At 59.8% G+C, this 19,036-nt stretch carries 21 protein-coding genes; 6 read left to right on the top strand and 15 right to left on the bottom strand.

What is annotated here, in order from left to right:
- Positions 1–137 precede the first annotated feature (137 nt).
- Together J7412_RS07525 and J7412_RS07520 are read left to right on the top strand one after the other, a co-directional pair.
- Positions 138–494 carry a metalloregulator ArsR/SmtB family transcription factor gene (locus tag J7412_RS07525; RefSeq protein WP_209060714.1) on the top strand — a complete coding sequence of 119 codons (357 nt, stop codon included), beginning with the start codon at positions 138–140 and terminating at the stop codon, positions 492–494.
- Positions 469–906: an SRPBCC domain-containing protein gene (locus J7412_RS07520; protein WP_209078088.1), complete on the top strand. Its 438-nt coding sequence runs from the start codon at positions 469–471 to the stop codon at positions 904–906. Before J7412_RS07525 ends, J7412_RS07520 begins: the two co-directional genes overlap by 26 nt.
- A 58-nt stretch (positions 907–964) precedes the next feature.
- Here J7412_RS07520 and J7412_RS07515 read toward each other — a convergent pair whose 3' ends face one another.
- The 4 genes from J7412_RS07515 to ribB all read right to left on the bottom strand — a co-directional run bounded on the left by J7412_RS07515 (position 965) and on the right by ribB (position 3,615).
- Positions 965–1,294: a hypothetical protein gene (locus J7412_RS07515; protein ID WP_209078087.1), complete on the bottom strand. Its 330-nt coding sequence runs from the start codon at positions 1,292–1,294 to the stop codon at positions 965–967.
- Positions 1,295–1,470: 176 nt separating this feature from the next.
- The gene (nusB, locus tag J7412_RS07510) at positions 1,471–1,941 is read right to left on the bottom strand and encodes a transcription antitermination factor NusB (RefSeq protein WP_209060722.1); all 471 of its coding nucleotides are present in this window, start codon (positions 1,939–1,941) and stop codon (positions 1,471–1,473) included.
- Positions 1,938–2,489: a 6,7-dimethyl-8-ribityllumazine synthase gene (locus tag J7412_RS07505; RefSeq protein WP_209078086.1), complete on the bottom strand. Its 552-nt coding sequence runs from the start codon at positions 2,487–2,489 to the stop codon at positions 1,938–1,940. Before J7412_RS07505 ends, nusB begins: the two co-directional genes overlap by 4 nt.
- Positions 2,490–2,493: 4 nt before the next feature.
- Positions 2,494–3,615 carry a 3,4-dihydroxy-2-butanone-4-phosphate synthase gene (ribB, locus tag J7412_RS07500; RefSeq protein ID WP_209060725.1) on the bottom strand — a complete coding sequence of 374 codons (1,122 nt, stop codon included), beginning with the start codon at positions 3,613–3,615 and terminating at the stop codon, positions 2,494–2,496.
- A gap of 240 nt (positions 3,616–3,855) precedes the next feature.
- On the opposite strand from ribB, the gene J7412_RS07495 reads away from it, so the two are divergent.
- Positions 3,856–4,908, top strand: a complete 1,053-nt coding sequence (locus tag J7412_RS07495; protein WP_209078085.1) for a proline racemase family protein — start codon at positions 3,856–3,858, stop codon at positions 4,906–4,908.
- Positions 4,909–5,036: 128 nt separating this feature from the next.
- Here J7412_RS07495 and J7412_RS07490 read toward each other — a convergent pair whose 3' ends face one another.
- Positions 5,037–5,627: a riboflavin synthase gene (locus tag J7412_RS07490; RefSeq protein ID WP_209078084.1), complete on the bottom strand. Its 591-nt coding sequence runs from the start codon at positions 5,625–5,627 to the stop codon at positions 5,037–5,039.
- A gap of 179 nt (positions 5,628–5,806) precedes the next feature.
- Between J7412_RS07490 and J7412_RS07485 the strand changes: the two genes are divergently transcribed.
- From J7412_RS07485 to J7412_RS07475, 3 genes are all read left to right on the top strand, one after another.
- On the top strand, positions 5,807–7,102 hold the full coding sequence (locus J7412_RS07485; RefSeq protein ID WP_209078083.1) for a capsular biosynthesis protein: 1,296 nt from the start codon (positions 5,807–5,809) through the stop codon (positions 7,100–7,102).
- A gap of 132 nt (positions 7,103–7,234) precedes the next feature.
- The gene (locus tag J7412_RS07480) at positions 7,235–8,338 is read left to right on the top strand and encodes a polysaccharide biosynthesis/export family protein (protein ID WP_209062011.1); all 1,104 of its coding nucleotides are present in this window, start codon (positions 7,235–7,237) and stop codon (positions 8,336–8,338) included.
- Positions 8,339–8,340: 2 nt separating this feature from the next.
- Positions 8,341–10,353: a capsular polysaccharide biosynthesis protein gene (locus tag J7412_RS07475; protein WP_348540477.1), complete on the top strand. Its 2,013-nt coding sequence runs from the start codon at positions 8,341–8,343 to the stop codon at positions 10,351–10,353.
- A gap of 13 nt (positions 10,354–10,366) precedes the next feature.
- On the opposite strand, the gene ribD is transcribed toward J7412_RS07475, so the two are convergent.
- From ribD to J7412_RS07425, 10 genes are all read right to left on the bottom strand, one after another.
- The gene (gene ribD / locus J7412_RS07470; protein WP_348540485.1) at positions 10,367–11,488 is read right to left on the bottom strand and encodes a bifunctional diaminohydroxyphosphoribosylaminopyrimidine deaminase/5-amino-6-(5-phosphoribosylamino)uracil reductase RibD; all 1,122 of its coding nucleotides are present in this window, start codon (positions 11,486–11,488) and stop codon (positions 10,367–10,369) included.
- Positions 11,488–11,955: a transcriptional regulator NrdR gene (nrdR, locus tag J7412_RS07465; RefSeq protein ID WP_058240424.1), complete on the bottom strand. Its 468-nt coding sequence runs from the start codon at positions 11,953–11,955 to the stop codon at positions 11,488–11,490. The genes ribD and nrdR overlap by 1 nt, the downstream gene beginning before the upstream one ends.
- A 228-nt stretch (positions 11,956–12,183) precedes the next feature.
- The gene (locus J7412_RS07460; protein ID WP_209078082.1) at positions 12,184–12,612 is read right to left on the bottom strand and encodes a secondary thiamine-phosphate synthase enzyme YjbQ; all 429 of its coding nucleotides are present in this window, start codon (positions 12,610–12,612) and stop codon (positions 12,184–12,186) included.
- A gap of 51 nt (positions 12,613–12,663) precedes the next feature.
- The gene (locus J7412_RS07455; RefSeq protein ID WP_209078081.1) at positions 12,664–13,074 is read right to left on the bottom strand and encodes a hypothetical protein; all 411 of its coding nucleotides are present in this window, start codon (positions 13,072–13,074) and stop codon (positions 12,664–12,666) included.
- A gap of 49 nt (positions 13,075–13,123) precedes the next feature.
- Positions 13,124–13,534 carry a hypothetical protein gene (locus J7412_RS07450; protein WP_209078080.1) on the bottom strand — a complete coding sequence of 137 codons (411 nt, stop codon included), beginning with the start codon at positions 13,532–13,534 and terminating at the stop codon, positions 13,124–13,126.
- A 139-nt stretch (positions 13,535–13,673) separates the two neighbouring features.
- Positions 13,674–14,093: a hypothetical protein gene (locus J7412_RS07445; RefSeq protein WP_209078079.1), complete on the bottom strand. Its 420-nt coding sequence runs from the start codon at positions 14,091–14,093 to the stop codon at positions 13,674–13,676.
- A gap of 154 nt (positions 14,094–14,247) precedes the next feature.
- Positions 14,248–14,526 carry an HlyU family transcriptional regulator gene (locus tag J7412_RS07440; RefSeq protein WP_209060742.1) on the bottom strand — a complete coding sequence of 93 codons (279 nt, stop codon included), beginning with the start codon at positions 14,524–14,526 and terminating at the stop codon, positions 14,248–14,250.
- Between the two features lie 3 nt (positions 14,527–14,529).
- Positions 14,530–16,518, bottom strand: coding sequence for an RNA polymerase sigma factor RpoD (rpoD, locus tag J7412_RS07435; protein ID WP_209078078.1), 1,989 nt, complete (start codon positions 16,516–16,518; stop codon positions 14,530–14,532).
- A gap of 141 nt (positions 16,519–16,659) precedes the next feature.
- Positions 16,660–18,633 (bottom strand): DNA primase, encoded by a 1,974-nt coding sequence (gene dnaG, locus J7412_RS07430; protein ID WP_209078077.1) that lies wholly within the window; start codon positions 18,631–18,633, stop codon positions 16,660–16,662.
- Positions 18,634–18,658: 25 nt separating this feature from the next.
- On the bottom strand, positions 18,659–19,006 hold the full coding sequence (locus tag J7412_RS07425; protein WP_209078076.1) for a hypothetical protein: 348 nt from the start codon (positions 19,004–19,006) through the stop codon (positions 18,659–18,661).
- Between the last annotated feature and the right edge of the window lie 30 nt (positions 19,007–19,036).

Genomic DNA, 19,036 nt, shown 5'->3' with positions numbered 1-19,036 from the left:
TTTGGCGCTTTTTGAGATTTATACACGGACACATCGGTAGCGCCAGCAACGATTATCAGAGCTATCAACAGCCCTTGACTCAACACCAAAAGGTATCATATTTTTGAATACCAAAAGGTATCACGTAAGAGACTCCCATGCCCGATCACCTGCAACCTGTCTTCCGCGCTTTGGGTGACCCCACCCGTCGCGATATTCTGCGCATGTTGGGGGACACCCCGATGACCATCGCCGAGGTGTCCGATCATTTTGACATGACCCGCGCTGCGGTGAAGAAGCACCTTGTTGTGCTTTCAGACGGCGGGTTGATCACAGTGACCCCGCGCGGGCGCGAAAAAGTGAATGCACTCAATCCCTTGGCGCTCAAACCTGCTCTGGATTGGCTGGGGTGGTTTGACCAATTCTGGGACGCGCGCCTGACCGCACTCAAGACCGCCATCGAAACCGACATCCAAAAGGAGACTGACAATGACGCTGGACAGCACAATGGCTGAACTTTCCCAAGACACGACCATTCGCAAATCCGTCTTCCTCGCGGTGCCCAAAGACCGCGTTTGGGCCTTTCTCACCAAATCGGAGCTGCTGGGCAAATGGTTCCACCCTTCCGATGCGGATCTCACGGTTGGAGAAGACTACACGCTGCGTTCCCAGAAAGACGGCGACCGCATGTGCTGGGGCAAAGTGGTTGAAGCCAAACCTCATGACTACATGAAATGGGATTTCACCGTGGGGCCTATGGATGGCCAGATGAGCACCGTGGAATGGGAGCTGAAGGACGCCCCCGGTGGCACGCGTCTTACGCTCACCCACTCTGGTTTGCCCAAGGATGTGGACGGCTTTGGCCTCGTTTTGGCGCTCGACAAAGGTTGGCACGGCTTCCTGCTCAACCTGCACGACATGCAGTGAGCCCAACAAAAAAACGCCCTTGGAGGGGCGCTTCGATGCGGTTTACTGTGGCCTGAGATCAGCGGCGGATCTGGCGCTGCTGAGGTGTGCGGCGATCCACTTTGACCGGTACCGGCTCTGCCAGCATCATCGGCATCATCTGGCGCTTGCCACCACCGGGTTGATCGTCGTCTTTCAGTCGCATGATGGCGATACCGAACTGCACGCCGGCGAACACGATGCCGTTCAGCACCCACATCACCACCAGCGCAATCGCGCCTTCAGAGCTGCTGCTCACCAGATGCCAGAGATTGGCCACGTTGAAATACATCAACATCCCGACAAACACGGCGGACAAGGCAAACCCAATCGCGACCTGACGAATGTAAAGAGAGATAAGCTTTGGCATGGCAGTGCCTCCTTTCGCTCATTAAACGACAGCCTGTCAGAAACGGCAAGCCAATCCGGCGCGACATATTTGTCCGACGACACGTCACACAGCATACGCCACCGCGCGCGTCGCGGATCACCTTGGCGCGCGAAGGTTAACAGCCGATTAATGAGTTGGAGAAAGCAAGGAGGCGCTTAGAACGCCTCCGGTTTGGCCTCACGCGCCATGTGATCCAGCACCGCATTCACAAAGCGGGATTCCTTGCCGTCCGGGAAGAAGGCCGCGGCAATGCCGACATATTCGGTGATCACCACCTTGGGTGGGGTCTCACTTTGCAGGATCTCCGCACCCGCCGCACGGAACAGCGCGCGCAGGGTTGGGTCGATCCGATCGATCGGCCATTTTGCCACCAGCGCGCGGTCGGTCATTTGGTCAATCGGCGCCTGATAGTTCACCGCATCCTCAAGGGTTTTGCGGAACAGCTCCGCATCGCCCTCGATCATGTCAGTGCCATCATCCACCTCGGCGCCAAACCGGTGGTCCAGAAACTCCACCCGCACCTGATCTACGGTCTGGTGTGAGCTTTCCATCTGAAACAGCGCCTGCACCGCATAGAGCCGGGAGGCGGATTTCATCTTACGTTTCTGGTTACCTGAAAGGGTCATGCCGTTGGATTGTCCTTGAGTTGACCAGCGATCTTGAGTTCTTCGGTGTCGGGCAAAAAGCCGACTCCCTTGCGCTGAGCGCCCCACTTACGGCTCAACGCCACAAGATGCAAGGCCGCAGCGGCAGCACCGCCACCTTTGTTCTGATCTTTCGGATCGGCCCGCACTTCGGCCTGCTTGCGGTTCTCCACCGTCAGGATGCCGTTGCCGATGCACAGCCCCTGCAGTCCCAGAAGCTGGATCGCGCGGCTGCTGTCGTTGCAGACAGTTTCGTAATGGGTGGTCTCGCCCCGGATCACACAGCCCAGCGCCACATAGCCATCAAAGTTGCTCATGCGCTCGGCAATGCCAATCGCCGTTGGGATCTCCAGCGCGCCGGGCACTTCGACCACCTCATAGGTGCCGCCTGCGGCCTCAATCTCCGCCACAGCGCCCGCCAGCATATTGTCGGCGATGTCTTTGTAGTAAGGTGACATCACGATGGCGAGCTTGACCGGCTTGTCGAACTCTGCGCGCGGCATGATGTAGTGTTTTTCTGCGCCTGCCATGGTCTTATCCTTCCGAGAGAATGGGGCGTGTGCCCACGATGGACAGCCCATAGGCGTCCAGTCCGAGGTATTTGGTTTCCGGGCTATCGGTCAGCAGGATCAGCTCTTTACAACCGAGGTTGGAGAGGATCTGCGCGCCAAGTCCTGTGCGTTTCACAATGCGCGGGCCTTCGTCTTCATCGGCGTAAAGGCTGTGGCGCACTTCGCGGAACAGGCAGACCACACCGCGGCCTTCCTCGGCAATCTTGCGCATGGCGGTGGGTAGCTCGTTGACCGATTTGGGCCCAAGACCCAGCACATCTCCCGCCTCATGCAGCGCATGGGTGCGCGACAGAACCGGCTCAGGTGTTGTGATATCGCCCTTGATCATCACCACATGCTCGATGCCGTGGATCTGATCGGTAAAGATGCGCATCTCCCAATCGCCGCCATACTCCGAGGTCACGGTCTCGCGCGAGGTTTCCACCACCTCATTGTCGACACGTGAACGATAGGCAATCAGGTCGCTGATCGTGCCGATCTTCAGATCGTGCTTTTTGGCAAATTCCACCAGTTCCGGCAGGCGGGACATGGTGCCGTCTTCGTTCATGATCTCACAGATCACCGCGCTGGGGTGACAACCTGCGAGGCGCGAAATATCCACCGAGGCTTCGGTGTGACCGGCGCGCACCAGCACACCACCACGCTTGGCCCGCAGCGGGAAGACATGCCCAGGTGTGGCAATCGCCGCCATGGTGTTCTGCTCATTGATCGCGGTGGCAATGGTCAACGCACGGTCTGCGGCAGAAATCCCGGTGCTCACACCTTCACGCGCCTCGATGGATACGGTGAAAGCGGTCTCGTGACGGGAGGAGTTGTTCACCGCCATCATCGGCAGGCCCAGAGTGTCAATCCGCTCAGCGGTCATGGGCAGGCAGATCAGCCCGCGCCCATGGGTGGCCATGAAGTTGACCGCCGCCGCGTCGGCAAACTCCGCCGGGATGATCAGATCCCCTTCGTTTTCACGATCCTCATGGTCCACAAGGATATACATCTTGCCATTGCGCGCCTCTGCAATGATCTCCTCAATCGGGCTGATCGCATCACGCAGGCTTTGCTCAACGGGGCCGGGCTGTTCAAAAGACATCTGTCATCTCCGCACTGTTGCCGCTCAGATAGACCATGCGTGCTCTGAATGAAAGTGCAGGAACGGCCACCCCGGGTGCAAAATCGCCCTCCTTTGTACCCAGACCTTGCCACAGAAAGCCTCCCAACAGCTTCTCATTCTTCAAATATCCCGGGGGTGTGCTTGCGCTTTGCGCAAGTGAGGGGGCTGGCCCCCTGCCCCGGTTTGCGCATAGGCTCCCCCTTAAGAAGAGGACAGACCATGCGCACAAACCGATTGATCACCGCTGTTGAAGCCCATGCCGAAGGCGAACCCGGGCGCGTCATCACCGGCGGCGTGCCGCATTTTTCCGGCGACACCGTGTTTGAGCGCATGACCTATATGCAGGCCCATCACGACGATATCCGCCTCAAGATGCTGCGCGAGCCGCGCGGCAACCCGGGCCTTTGCTGCAATGTGATTGTGCCACCCTGCCATCCGGAGGCCGACATGGGCTTCATCATCATGGAGCAGCAGGAATACCCGCCGATGTCCGGCTCCAACACGATCTGCGTGGTCACCGCGCTTCTGGAAACCGGCATCCTGCCGATGGTGGAGCCCGTGACCGAGCTGACCTTGGAAGCCCCCGCAGGCCTCATCAAAGTCACCGCCACCTGCAAGGATGGCAAAGTCACCTCCGTCAGCTTTGAAAACGTGCCCGCCTTTGCCGTGCATCTGGATGCAAAGGTCGAAGTGGCGGGCCTTGGCACCGTCACCGTGGATGTGGCCTGGGGCGGCATGTTTTTTGTTTTGGCGGAAGCCGCGAAACTGGACGTGGATCTCTCCGGTGACAATGGCGGGGAAATCCTGCGTGTCAGCGAAGCCATTCGGCACGCCACCGCAGAGCAGCTCCCCGTTGTGCATCCAGACAACCCCGCGATCATCGGCCCAACGATCACCAATCTCTGGGGGCCACCGATTGATCCGGCCACCCACGGGCGCGGCGCAATCACTATTTCCACCGGCCCGTTTGATCCCGCGCGGCCCGAAGCGGCCAGCGGTATTCTGGACCGCTCCCCCTGTGGCACGGGCACCTGCGCAAAGATGGCGGTGATGCATGCGCGCGGCCAGCTGGCTGTGGGTAAGGACTATGTGAATGCAGGCCCGCTGGGCACCACCTTCACCGGACGTATTCTGCGCGAAACCACGGTTGGTCCTTACAAAGCCATCGTGCCGAGCCTGTCTGGCCAGGGCTGGATCTACGGCACCGCAAACTACACGCTAGATCCCAGTGATCCATTCCCCAACGGCTTTACCGTTGGCGATATGTGGTGAGGCTGCGACTCAGAGGCTCGCGCGCAAAAGCAAAGGCGCCGCAGCAATGCGACGCCTCAAACGCTTCAGTCCCCACAACCAAGCACGACAACCGCAGGCTATGTCTGCCGGGGTGAAGGGATCAGGCCTCAGCCGCCCATCTCAGACAGCCGCGCCACATAGCGTGCCAGCGTGTCGATCTCGAGGTTGATCAGATCGCCCTCTTTCGCGTCGCCCCAGGTGGTGACCTCTTTGGTGTGCGGAATGATATTCACCCCAAATGTGCAGCCATCCACCTCATTCACGGTCAGCGAGGTGCCATTGAGCGCCACAGAGCCTTTCGGGGCAATGAACTTCGCCAAAGCTTCGGGCGCTTCAAAGGTGAACCGCGTGCTGTCGCCTTCGTCGGCCATCTTCACGATCTTGGCCACACCGTCCACATGGCCAGACACAATATGCCCGCCAAGCTCGTCGCCCACCTTCAGCGCGCGTTCAAGGTTCACACGGCGCCCAGCTTCCCAAGCCGCCAGATTGGTCTTGGAGACGGTTTCACCGCTGATTTCCACATCATACCAGCCTTCGCCCATGGCGATGACTGTCAGGCACACACCGTCGCTTGCAATAGATGCGCCCATTTCGATGCTGCCGGTGTCATAGGCCGTGCTGATGCGCGCGCGCAGATCGCCCCGCTGTTCCAATTCCGCAATTTTGCCAACGTCGGTGATGATTCCGGTAAACACGAGCCGCTCCAATACAATCCGGTGATTTGCGTTAGACCTAAGCCGCAGCGCGCGCCAAGACAAGCCATGGCAGGCGTCAGGACGGCCAACAGAGCCACAAGCAGCCCCCTCTGGACCATAATTTTGCCACGCGGAAAGGGTAACATTTGCTTAAATTCCGGCGTATAGGGTTGGCGACTATGAAGAATACCACCGGCACAGATAGGACTTTCCTGTTTTTACAGGGACCGCACGGCCCGTTTTTTGCGGCGCTTGGGCGGATGCTGCGCCGGTCCGGTGCGCGGGTCTGGCGTGTCGGCTTCAACGCCGGAGATCATGCCTTCTGGCCCGCCCGCAAAAGCTACATTCCCTATCGCGACACGCTGGAAAACTGGCCAGACACCTTTGAGAATATTCTGTCGGACAAGGGCATCACCGATATTGTGCTTTATGGGGACACCCGCCCCATCCATGCCCACGCGGTGGAGATTGCCAAACGCGCCGGTGTGCAGGTGCATGTCTTTGAAGAGGGCTATCTGCGCCCCTATTGGGTGACCTATGAACGCGGCGGCTCCAACGGCAACTCGCGCCTGATGGACATGACCATCCCCGAAATGGAGCGTGCGCTGGAGCTGTCGGATATGGAGGCCCCGCTGCCCCCGGCCCATTGGGGTGACACCCGTCAGCATGTGTTTTATGGCGCGCTCTATCATTGGTTTGTGATGTTCACGAACCAGCGTTACCGCAATTTCCGCCCGCATCGGGCGTTGCCGGTCACGCGGGAATTCCGCCTCTATCTTCAGCGTCTTCTGATGATGCCCGCCCACGCGCTGGAGCGCCGCATCGCCACGCTGCGCATCCGCTTTGGCGGCTTCCCCTATCATCTGGCGTTGCTGCAGTTGGAACATGACAGCAGCTTTCAGTCCCATTCTCCGTTTGACAGCATGACAGACTTCCTGTCGCTGGTGATTGAGAATTTTGCCGCTGGCGCCCCCCAGCACCATCACCTGGTGTTCAAGGCGCATCCGCTTGAAGACGGCCGCGTGCCCCTGCGGCGGGAGATTCGCAAACTTGCCCGGCAGCACAATGTTGAGGACCGCGTGCATTATGTGCGCGGCGGCAAACTTGCCCAGTTGCTCAATGATGCGCGCTCCGCTGTCACCGTGAATTCGACAGCCGCGCAGCAGGTGCTCTGGCGCGGCATTCCTCTCAAAGCCTTTGGCAGCGCGGTCTATGACCAGCCCGAGTTTGTCAGCAAACAACCTCTGACCGAGTTCTTCGCCGGTGCCAGCCGCCCGGACAACCGCGCCTATAAAACCTATCGCCGCTACCTGCTGGAAACCAGTCAGGTGCCCGGCGGATTTTACTCTGCCCGCGCACGTCGGCAACTGCTCCGGCAGGTCGTCGATATGATGCTTTCTCCTGACGATCCCTACAATGCGCTCGCCTCCGGCACAGCGGCACCGCGGCAACAGTTGCGGCTGGTGACGAAGTAACCACTAAGTCTAGCGCTGGATTTTTGGTTTCTATTTCGATAAGTTGTCGAAAAAACCTGAGGCAGAAAAATATAAGGTCGAGGAGACCGAGCAGTGAAAGTCTTTGCTACCCGTATGGGGAAATGCGCCACAATGGTCGCGGTCGCGGCGCTTGTGGCTTCTTGCAGTTTGGTGCCACGGTCCGGCCCAAACAAGAAAGAAATCTTCGCCGGTTCCGTACAGCGTGAGGGTGACGCCTTCATCGTTGAGGTCAATGACCGCGTGTCCCGCGCAACCGCCATTGTTCCCGCTCTGGGATTCTCTGACAGCTTCCAGAATGCAGACCGGCTTGGCTCTGACACCATCCGCCCCGGCGATGTTCTGGCGCTGACAATCTGGGAAAACGTCGACAAACCGCTTCTGGGTCCTGAAGGTCAGGTCGCGGCGATCCTTGAAGAGGTGCAGGTCGATGGCGCAGGCTTCATCTTTGTGCCCTACGCCGGTCGCATCCGCGCTGCGGGCAACACGCCTGAGGGCATCCGCCGCATCATCTCATCCAAGCTCGAAGAGCAGACCCCGGATCCGCAGGTCGAAGTGCGCCGCGCCGCAGGTGATGGCGCCACCGTTTCCCTTGTGGGCGCTGTAGGCGCGCAGGGTGTTTACCCGATCGAGCGTCCAACCCGCACGCTGTCCACCATGCTGGCGCAGGCCGGCGGTGTGACCATCGTGCCCGAAATTGCCCAGATCACCATTCTGCGCGGCAGCGCCAGCGGGCAGATCTGGTTCCAGGATCTCTATGATGATCCAAGCCTTGATATCGCCCTGCGCGGCGGCGACCGCATTCTGGTCGAAGAAGACACCCGCGCCTTCACGGCTCTGGGCGCGACCGGCACACAAAGCCGCGTGAATTTCTTTTCCAAGGACCTGTCCGCCATCGAAGCGCTGGCGCAGGTTGGCGGCCTCACCCCGACCAACAGTGACCCGACCGGCGTCTTTGTCTTCCGCAACGAAGAGGACGTGATCGCCAACAGCGTGCTGGGCCGTCAGGATCTGAACGGTGCGCAGCGCATGGTCTATGTGCTGGATCTGACCAAGCCCAACGGCATGTTCATGGCACGGGATTTTGTCATCCGCGACGGCGACACACTATATGTGACCGAAGCGCCGATCACCACTTGGGACAAAACCATCTCCGCGATCACAGGCACCCTGTCTTCGGCTGACACGCTCAGCAGCCTTGGCAGCCTAGGCGGCTAACTGTGCGCAACACATATGAAAACGAAGCCGCCGGGAGCAGTGCACCCCGGCGGCTTTTTGCATTCAACGGCGGCTTTTTCTTTCAAAAACGCCTGCGCCGCATTCTGAGCCTAGCGGGCTACAGCCTGCATCTGGGCCGCCCTACTGAGGCCGACCTCATCGCGATCTGGGGCAACAGCCCGACCGCCCACCGTGGCCTTGCTATGGCGGAACGCACCGGCGCACCTTGTCTTTATGTCGAGGATGCCTTCCTGCGCTCCCTCTTTCCCGGGCGCATCGCCAAAGAGCCGCCCATAGGCCTGTTGATTGATGAAACAGTCCCGCATTTTGACCCCTCCGAACCATCTGATCTGGAAAAGCTGCTCAAACACCATCCGCTGGATGACACCGTGCTGCTGGACCGCGCGCGGGGCGCGATTGCCCGCCTGAAAGAAAGCCATCTCACCAAATATGCCGCTGTGGACGACACCCTGCGCCCCCCCGACCCCGGATATGTGCTGGTGATCGATCAGACACGGGATGACGCGGCTGTGGTGGCCAGCGGTGCCAATGAGGCGCGCTTTCAGGAGATGCTCATTCTTGCGCAGGAGGAAAACCCCGGCGCACGCATCCTGATCAAAACCCATCCGGAAACCAAACAGGGCGCGCGGGCGGGGTATTACAGTCAGGATCACATCACCGACCGGGTCAGCCTCTGTGACGAGGCCCACAGCCCGTGGTCCCTGCTGGATGGCGCGATTGCGGTCTACACCGTGTCGTCCCAGATGGGCTTTGAAGCCATCCTTGCGGGGCACAAGCCACGTGTCTTCGGCCAGCCGTTCTATGCCGGATGGGATCTGACAGACGATGAGTTTCCGCTCTATCGCCGCCAGCGCCGCCTAACCCGCGCGCAGCTCTTTGCGGCGGCCATGATCCTCTATCCCACATGGTACAATCCCTGCACAGATGAGCTGTGTGAGCTGGAAGACACGCTGGAGCAGCTCGCCGCGCAAACCCGCGCGTGGCGGGAGGACCACCGGGGCTGGAACGGCCACGCCATGCGCCTTTGGAAACGCAAACCGCTGCAGCGCTTCTTTGGCCAGCACAAAGCCATGGTGTTTGAGCGCAGATCCTCAGAGGCCCGCGATATGGTCTGGGCCAGCAAGGATGGGCCGGAGGGCGCGGTGCGGCTGGAGGACGGCTTCCTGCGCTCCCGCGGGCTGGGTGCTGAACTGGTGCCGCCGCTCTCGCTGGTCTGTGATGATCTGGGCATCTACTACGATCCCACACAGGAAAGTCGCCTTGAGCGCCTGATTGCTGCGCGGGAAACCCTGCGTCCGGATCAGGAGCGCCGCGCGCGGACGCTGATCAAGAGGATCCGCACCGCGCAGGTGAGCAAATACAATCTGGGCGGCGCACAGCCCGCTCTGCCCGAAGGCCACCGCATTCTGGTGCCCGGGCAGGTCGAAGATGACGCCTCCATTCTCAAGGGGGCAAATGGCGAGGTGCGCAGCAATCTCGACCTGTTGCGCGCCGCGCGCGCGGCCCATCCGGAGGCGCAGATCCTCTTCAAACCCCACCCGGATGTGGAGGCCGGCTTGCGCGCGGGGCGTGTGGACCCTGAAGAGGCCGCCGCGCTTGCCGATATGGTGCTGGATCACGCGGATATGGCCTATCTTCTGGACAATGTGCAAGAGGTCTGGACCATGACCTCCCTCACCGGTTTTGAGGCGCTGCTGCGCGGCTGCAAGGTCACCACCTTCGGCAGCCCGTTTTATGCCGGATGGGGCCTGACCACCGATCTGGGCAGCCCCCCTGCCCGCCGCCGCGCAGACCCGAGCCTTGAAGGACTGGTTCATGCGGCACTGATCGACTACCCGCGCTATCGCGATCCGGTCAGCGGCCTGCCCTGCACCGCGGAAACCGCCTTGCTACGCCTCTCAAGCGGAGACATCCCGCATCCGGGTTTGGGCAATCGGCTGCTGTCAAAACTGCAGGGACGGTTTGCCAGCTATCAGGCGCTTTGGCGGCGCTAAAAAGCAGAGAGGATCAGAGATTGTAGCGCGGGTTGCGCTGCGCCTCGACACGGTGCCAGGTGCACATCATGTCATGGCCGACCGCACGGTGGGACACCAGATCAAAGCGCGGGGCCTCCGCGAGCCGTGCCAGCCCCATGGCCCCAATCGCCGGGTGCCCCTCAGCGCCGATCACCGCGCCTGCTGAGAAGGTGATCAACTCATCCACCATATCCGCAGCCAGCAACGAGCCCGCCAGCGCACCGCCGCCTTCACAGAACACCCGCGTGATGCCGCGCTTGCCCAAGGCCTGAAGCACCGCCGTTGGCGACAGCTGCACGCCTTCAAGCGCGCAAGGCAGAAGCTCCGCACCAATATCGCGCCAAGTCTGCATCAGCGCAGGATCAGCGTCCTCGCCATGGGCGATCCAAACCGGAATATCCTTGGCCGTGCGGGCCAAGGTGCTCATCAACGGCAGGTCCAGACGGCGCGACACCACCACGCGTACAGGCTGGCGTGAGACGCCAAGATCCCGCACCGTGAGCGAAGGATCATCCGCCCGCGCAGTGCCGCCGCCGACCATGACCGCATCATGGCGCATCCGCATCCCATGCACGGCACGACGGCTTTCAGCACCGGTGATCCACTTGCTTTCCCCCGATGCGGTGGCAATGCGCCCATCCAGCGTGGTGGCCAGCTTCAGCGTCAGGAACGGACGCCCCAGATCGGTCTTGAGGAAAAAGCCCTGCAAGTCGCGCGCCGCCTCATCCGCCAGCACGCCCATGGTGATCTCAATCCCCGCCTCCCGCAGCATGGCAATCCCACGGCCGGAGACCCGCGCATCGCTGTCTTCAACAGCAATCACCACCCGCGCCACGCCCGCCGCAATCAGCGCCTCGGCACAGGGTGGGGTCTGACCATGATGAGAGCACGGCTCCAGCGTGACATAGACCGTCGCGCCACGGGCCGCCTCGCCCGCCTGCGCCAGCGCGACAGGCTCCGCATGGGGGCGACCACCGGGCTGGGTCCAGCCCCGGCCCACAACGCGCCCATCCTTCACAATGACACAGCCCACCGCAGGGTTGGGCCAGCACACACCTTGACCGCGCCGACCCAAACTCAGGGCCAGCGCCATGTAACGGCGATCAGTCACAATTATTCCTCAGGAGCAGGATCGGGACGCAGTTCGCTTACAAATTTATCAAAGTCGTCAGCGGCCTGGAAGTTCTTATAGACGCTGGCAAAGCGCACATAGGCTACCGTGTCGATCCGCGCGAGCGCTTCCATGACAATTTCGCCAATGGTTTTGGAGGGGATATCCGTCTCCCCCATGCTCTCCAGACGCCGCACAATGCCGGAAATCATCTGATCAATGCGCTCTGGCTCGACCGGACGTTTCTGCATGGAGATGCGAATCGAGCGCTCCAGCTTGTCGCGGTCAAAATCTTCGCGGCGGCCGTTGGACTTCACCACAACCAGATCGCGCAGCTGCACCCGCTCATAGGTGGTGAACCGACCCCCGCAAGCCGGGCAAAAGCGACGCCGACGGATTGACACATGGTCCTCCGCTGGGCGTGAATCCTTCACCTGAGTGTCGATATTTCCACAAAACGGACAGCGCATAGACTTCCCCTTGTATCAGCTGCTTTGGGCCTCACCTTTGCGCCATGTCCCGACGCTAGGGCGTTTTTTCAACTTATCCACAGCTACTATAGGGGAGCTACAATTCTTTGGGTAGAGGCAAAAGCGCGCCCCAATATCGGCCATAAGGGGAAAAGGCTTTTTTCTTTCCCGCTGCATCTCTTACGTCACTGTGTTATACAGGGACCTGAGGCAAGAGAGCTGATCCAATCATGCACTGAAATGCGCCGTCACACGTCTGCTGTGCGGCGCATTTCTATGTTCAAAGAGATAGATCCCCTGCCAGGTGCCCAACGCAGGCACCCCGCCACTCACAGGAATGGACAGCGACACCGGCATCATCGCCGCTTTGATATGCGCCGGCATATCATCTGGCCCTTCATAGGTATGGGTCAGGTATGACATCGACGGATCGCTGGTCGGAGGCACAAGGCGGTGAAAAAACGCCTGCAGATCGCTCTGCACTTCAGGGTCGGCGTTTTCCTGTATGAGCAGGCTACAGGAGGTGTGGCGCACAAACAGCGTAAGCAGACCTTGTTCTGCCTCAGCCCCAAGCGCCGCAACCCAGCGCGTCACCTCCCGCGTAAATTCATAAAGTCCTGGGCCACGGGTTGTGATCTGAAACTCAGTTTGCGGCATGTTCAGCCCTCTTATGCGTGACACGCAGATTGCCCCGCCCACGGGCAAACTTCAATCATCTGAGCTTGTTGCCAGTTCTCGGCAGCTCCGGCGGGCACGCCCAACAGTCGCTGAGGCACCAAGCTCTGGCCCCCAAGAGGCCGCGCGTCCAGTGGCGCCTTCTGTCCGCGCAGGTGGTGTGAGCGAAAACTGAGCCGCATCCGGTGATTTCGCAGTGACGCCCGGCCCCGCCCCGCCGACCACATAAACCAGCGCCGTGTCAGGGGCATCCAGCGCGCGCCGCGCGTAATTGCCAGCCCCGCACCAAAAATCTGACGCCCGACCGGCCGGGCGCGCCAGCACCTCAAACACGGCTTCATTGACCGGATTCACCCGCACGCCATTGCGGGTGACAAAAGCGCTGGATCCAGTGCCTTCGCAGGCCATCAGCGCCAGCGGCAGCACAAACTTAAAACCACGCATCACACACACCTTCGCACACTGCTTGGGCCGTTCTCAAACGACACATCCTTTAGAAGGAAACATCAAACTGCGTGCGGTTACAACGTCCACGCGCATCTCCCACAAATCGGGATTGGCCCAGCCTCGGCCCCCATCGGGTGTCGCGACCGGTAGCGCCCTCCACCTGGGCGGCAGGCTTAAGCGAAAATTGCGCCGCAGTCGGCGTCTTCATTGTCACCGCTTGCCCTGCGCCGCCGACAACATAGACTTTGGCGTTGGACGGCGCACCGAGCGCGCGGTGGGCATATTCACCGGCCCCGCACCAGAGTTGGTTCTTCTCGTTGCCGGGGCGTGCGATGACTTCAAACACATCCCCATTCACCGGATTCACGCGTGTGCCGCCAGCGGTCACAAAGCCACCGTCACCCAATTCGGCACATCCAGCCAAAATTATCAGTGACACCAAAAAGCGTTTTACCATACCAGCATCCTTTCGAGCAGCTTAAGTCCCGTCTTAGCGCAATCATGACGTGCATCAAGGTCTATTTTGGCGGCGCCCCCCGAAGGCGTGCTTGCAAAACTGTCAGGCAAATCAAACTGGCCCCAAGCTCTGTCCAGGGTTAATTTGAAAAGAAATCCACTCGGCGGACACAGCGATAGCGCGCATCGCCAACAAATTCATCCTCGCCGAGATCAGGCCCCCAGGTGCTCTGACGTCCGGTCGCGCCACTGGCTTGCCCCGGTGGGAGGAGCGAGAACTGCATCGCATTAGGCGAGTCGACCACGGTGCCCGGGCCGGCCTCACCAACAACATAAATGCGCGCATTCGCAGGAGCTCCCAAGACATGACTGGCATATTCACCCGCTCCGCACCAGAACTGGTTGATCTCATTACCCGGACGCGCGGTCACCTCAAACACATCCTGGTTCAGCGAATAAACCCGGGCTCCGTTGGAAACCACAAAACCACCATCGCTGCTGGTCGTTGTTGCTTCACATGCCGCCAAAGCGGCCACCATAGCCAAAGAAAAACGTTTCATTTTCGAACTCTACGTGCAACGCCCACCCTCTGTGGCAGACACTTTCAATCTAGTTGTTAACCCCAAAACTTGAAAGACCGCCGGCAAACACCGACGGTCACATCATTTTTTTCAGTCTTCATTGAACAAAATCGCAAAGATCAAAGACAGATCGTCAGAACAGGTGATCCCCCATCTGATCGATCATCTGCTTGGCCTTATTGACAGACGCCTCTTTCGCCTCATTGAGGTCCCGGATCACATCGGCTCGAATAAGCGTGTGCGTCTTGGCTTCGCCGTTCACCGTTTTGTCGATGCGCGCAGAGATCCGGTACTGACCGCCCTCTTCAATTGGCAGCGGCGTGATCGCAAATCCTTTGTAGTCCACCTGTTGCGGCGGCTCTTCGGGCTTTGCCCCACCACCGCCGCCAAACAGGGTCTTCCAGAACGACACGGCTTACTGATCCAGGAAGGAGCGCAGTTTGCGCGAGCGGCTCGGGTGCTTCAGCTTGCGCAGCGCCTTTGCCTCGATCTGACGGATACGCTCGCGGGTAACGCTAAACTGCTGCCCCACTTCTTCCAGCGTGTGGTCGGTGTTCATGCCGATACCAAAGCGCATCCGCAGAACACGTTCCTCACGTGGGGTGAGGCTTGCCAGCACGCGGGTTGTGGTCTCTTTGAGGTTCTCCTGAATGGCGCTGTCCAGCGGCAGCACGGCATTCTTGTCCTCGATGAAATCACCCAGTTGGCTGTCTTCCTCATCCCCGATCGGGGTTTCCAGAGAGATCGGCTCCTTGGCGATCTTCATCACCTTGCGGACCTTCTCAAGCGGCATCTGCAGCTTCTCGGCCAGTTCCTCCGGGGTTGGCTCGCGGCCAATCTCGTGCAGCATCTGACGGGAGGTCCGCACCAGCTTGTTGATCGTTTCGATCATATGCACCGGAATACGGATGGTGCGCGCCTGATCCGCGATGGAGCGGGTAATCGCCTGGCGGATCCACCATGTGGCATAAGTCGAGAACTTATAGCCGCGGCGGTATTCAAACTTGTCCACCGCCTTCATCAGGCCGATGTTGCCTTCCTGAATGAGGTCAAGGAACTGCAGGCCACGGTTGGTGTATTTCTTGGCAATCGAGATCACCAGACGCAGGTTTGCCTCGACCATTTCTTTCTTGGCCTGACGCGCCTCTTTCTCACCTTTTTGCACCTGCTGAACGATGCGGCGGAATTCGGAGATATCCAAACCAACATACTGGCCCACCTGAGCCATGTCGTTGCGCAGCTCCATGACCTTGTCAGAGGAGCGCTCCATGAACATCTGCCAGCCACGGCCGGACTTTTCAGACATGTCCTCAAGCCAGGTCGGATCGAGCTCGCGGCCACGGTAGGCTTCAATGAACTCGCGGCGGTTGATGCGCGCCTGGTCGGCCAGCTTCACCATGGAGCTGTCGATCTGCATCACACGGCGGTTGATGCCGTAGAGCTGGTCAATCAGCGCTTCAATACGGTTGTTGTGCAGGTGAAGCTCGTTCACCAGCAGCACGATTTCCGAACGCAGTTTCTGATAGGTGTCTTCGTCCGCATCAGAGAAAGAGCCGTCTTCGTTCAGGGTCGCGGAGATACGCGCATCCTGCATGTCGCTCAGTTGGGCAAAGTCACGGGCGATGATGTCCAGCGTTTCCAGCACGCGAGGCTTCAGGGCCGCTTCCATCGCCGCAAGCGACATGTTGGCCTGTTCGTCCTCGTCATCATCATCGTCTTTGGCAATCGGGTTGCCGTCCGCATCCAGCTCCTGCTCCGCTTCCTGTTTCGGCGCGGTGGTCACGTTGGCGGCTTCAGCGACGGGCGCAGCATCGTCCTCGTCGTCATCGTCGCCCATCTGGTTGCCAAAGGTGGTTTCCAGATCGATCACATCGCGCAGCAGAATGTCTTCGGACAGAAGTTCGTCGCGCCAGATGGTGATCGCTTGGAAGGTCAGCGGGCTTTCGCACAGCCCGGCAATCATCGTGTTGCGGCCAGCCTCGATACGCTTGGCAATCGCGATCTCACCTTCGCGGCTCAGCAGCTCAACAGAGCCCATCTCGCGCAGGTACATGCGGACAGGGTCGTCCGTGCGGTCGAGCTTTTCATTGCCGCCACTGGCAAGCGCCACGCCACGGTTGGCCGAAGAGGTGTCCACAACAGCGGTGGATTTCGCCTCTTCTTCTTCGGCTTCCTCATCCTCGATGATGTTGATGCCCATTTCAGACAACATCGACATCACGTCTTCGATCTGCTCAGAGCTCACCTGATCGGGCGGCAGAACCTGGTTCAGCTGATCGTAGGTGATGTAGCCCTTCTCCCGGGCCTCGGCGATCATCTTCTTGACGGCGGCCTGGCTCATATCGAGCGAGATTTCGGCGTCCTGATCGGCGGGCTTCTGGTCGTCGGTGTCCTTGGCGGCCATTAAGTGCTCCTGCAAGTTCGGGCTGAAGGTGATTCGCTAGCGTCGAATCAACCGTTACACGGGGTGATTCGCAACCCCACAAAGCCCGTTTTCTTCATCTGTTGCTCACAAGGTAGAATCGACAGCCGACTCGCGCGGAAATTATCCGCGTCGTGGTGGCTTCCCGCCCCGTGAAAAATCAATGTTTTCAGCCAGCGCATCCAGCGCCGCGCGTTCCTCTCTGTCGATCGGTGCCCCGTTGGCTCCGACCGCATAATCGCCGCCTTCTTCGTCCTGACTTGAGATTTTGGCCTTGTTGCTGTCCTCTGCGGCCTGTCCCAATCGCCACGTTACAGTTTCATCTGTCAAAGAATGCGCTTCTTCTTCCGCCTCTGCGATCTCCTGCCGTAAGCCACGTTCAGCTTTCAACTTGTTGAGTTCTTCTCTCAAGGTTTTGCGCGCAAGCGCTGTGTCGCCGGCACGAAGAACTGCAGGGGTAATCGCCACATGGGGTTGGCGCAGCAGGTTTTCAACCGCCTCCGGGCCAAGATATCCCTCAATATTGGCGCGCGGGTCCGGCGTGTTGGCAAATTGCATCAGCGCATCGCGCATCCGGGCGTTGTCCTGATCCAAACAATCCATGCTCTCGATCTCATATTCGAAATCATCCAGCATCTCAGGTGTCATCAGGGCCACCGCCAGCACCACGGCCTCGCGCACCCGCTGCTCAACAGCGCCTTCGCTGGCGGCCAACATCGAGACTTTGGTGCGCGCCTGTACCGTCGGCTGCGCATTCCAGCGCCCGCGCTGAAAGCCGCCACGCTTGCCGCCGCCTACCCCGCCGCCGCGCTGGGGCCGGAAGAGCTGAAAGCGCAGCTCCTTGATCGCATCGCCATAATGGCTGCGGATCGATGAATCCTGAATCAGCTTGATCTTTTCGCGCAGAGTCTTGTCGAGTGCGGCTTTGCGCTCCGGGCTGTCAAAAATCTTGCCCTCAATCTCGCGCTGCCACAGCAGGTTGACCATCGGCATGGCCCCATCCAGCACTTTCTGCACCGCGCTCGCCCCTTTGGCGCGGATCAGATCATCCGGATCCTGCCCCTCAGGCATGATGGCAAACCGCAGGCTCTTGCCGGCTTCAAGCAACGGCAGTGCCAGATCAATCACCCGCATCGCGGCACGCAGCCCCGCCTTGTCGCCATCCAGCGCAATGATCGGCTCATCAGAGATGCGCCACAAAAGCTGCAGCTGGTTCTCGGTCACCGCGGTGCCAAGCGGCGCAACCGACGCGCCAAATCCCGCCTCGCTGAGGGCGATCACATCCATGTAGCCTTCCGCCACAATCAAAGCCTGCCCTTTGCCAGCGGCCTCGCGCGCGGGGCCGTGATTGTAGAGGCTGCGCCCCTTGTCAAACAGCTCGGTCTCAGGCGAGTTAAGATATTTGGCATTGTCATTGGGGTCCATCGCACGGCCGCCAAAGGCGATACATTTGCCGCGCGCGTCCCGAATGGGAAACATGATCCGATTGCGGAAGGTGTCATAAGGCTTGCCGCCCTTGGTTGAGGGTTTGGCAAGCCCAGCGCCTAGGATCAGATCCGGCGCGACACCTTTGCCGGTCAGATGATCCCACAGCCCCTGCCAGCCCTCCGGCGCAAAGCCGATGCCAAACCGGTCGCGCGCCTCCTGAGACAGCCCGCGCCCATCCAGATAGGCCCGCGCCGCACCGCCTGCGCCGGTGTTGAGCATCAAACGGAAATGCTGTGTGGCCATCTCCATGACCTCAGCGAGCTGTGTGCGCCGATCCGCCTTTTGCTGCGCCTGCGGATCACGTTTGGGCATCTGCATTCCGGCCTCTTCGGCCAGAATTTCCACCGCTTCCATGAAGCTGACATTTTCCGTCTCGGTGACAAACTTCAGCGCGTCACCCTTGGCGTGGCAGCCAAAGCAATAGTAATAGCCTTTGCGGTCATCCACATGAAAAGACGCCGTTTTTTCATGGTGAAACGGACACGGCGCCCACATGTCGCCTTTGCCCTGATTGGATTTGCGCTGATCCCACATAACCTTGCGCCCCACCACTTGCGTGATGGAGGTACGGCTGCGCAATTCATCGAGGAATCCGGGTGGCAAAGACATGGGTCAGATCACATCAGACAGAGGGTCAGTTGGAAACGGACTTCTGCAATTCCTGTATCTGATCCCAATTGTCCAGACACTGCTGCTCAATCTGTGCGCCCAAATCGATCTTTTTGAGATCGCGCCGCTTCGCCTCATACACAATCGGGGCAAATTGCGGGATCGCCACATTGTAGCTTTCTGGCCAGCTCGGGTTGTTGGCCTTCAGGTGCTCCTGCAGGTCGCGCTCTTTCACGCGGTCCAGACGGGCCTCCTGAATGGCTGTCATCACCGCGCCCTGATAGCCGCAGACCTCTTCTTTGTTGTCTGCCGCAAAGGCCGCTGTTCCCATCATCGGGCCCAACGCCGCAAACGCCACAATATACCGGACCATCCCCACTCTCCTGAATCACTTCTGATCCGG

The organism is Shimia sp. R9_3 (assembly GCF_017743755.1).
Taxonomy (GTDB): Bacteria; Pseudomonadota; Alphaproteobacteria; order Rhodobacterales; family Rhodobacteraceae; genus Shimia.
This window is presented reverse-complemented; position numbering and strand designations above follow the sequence as displayed.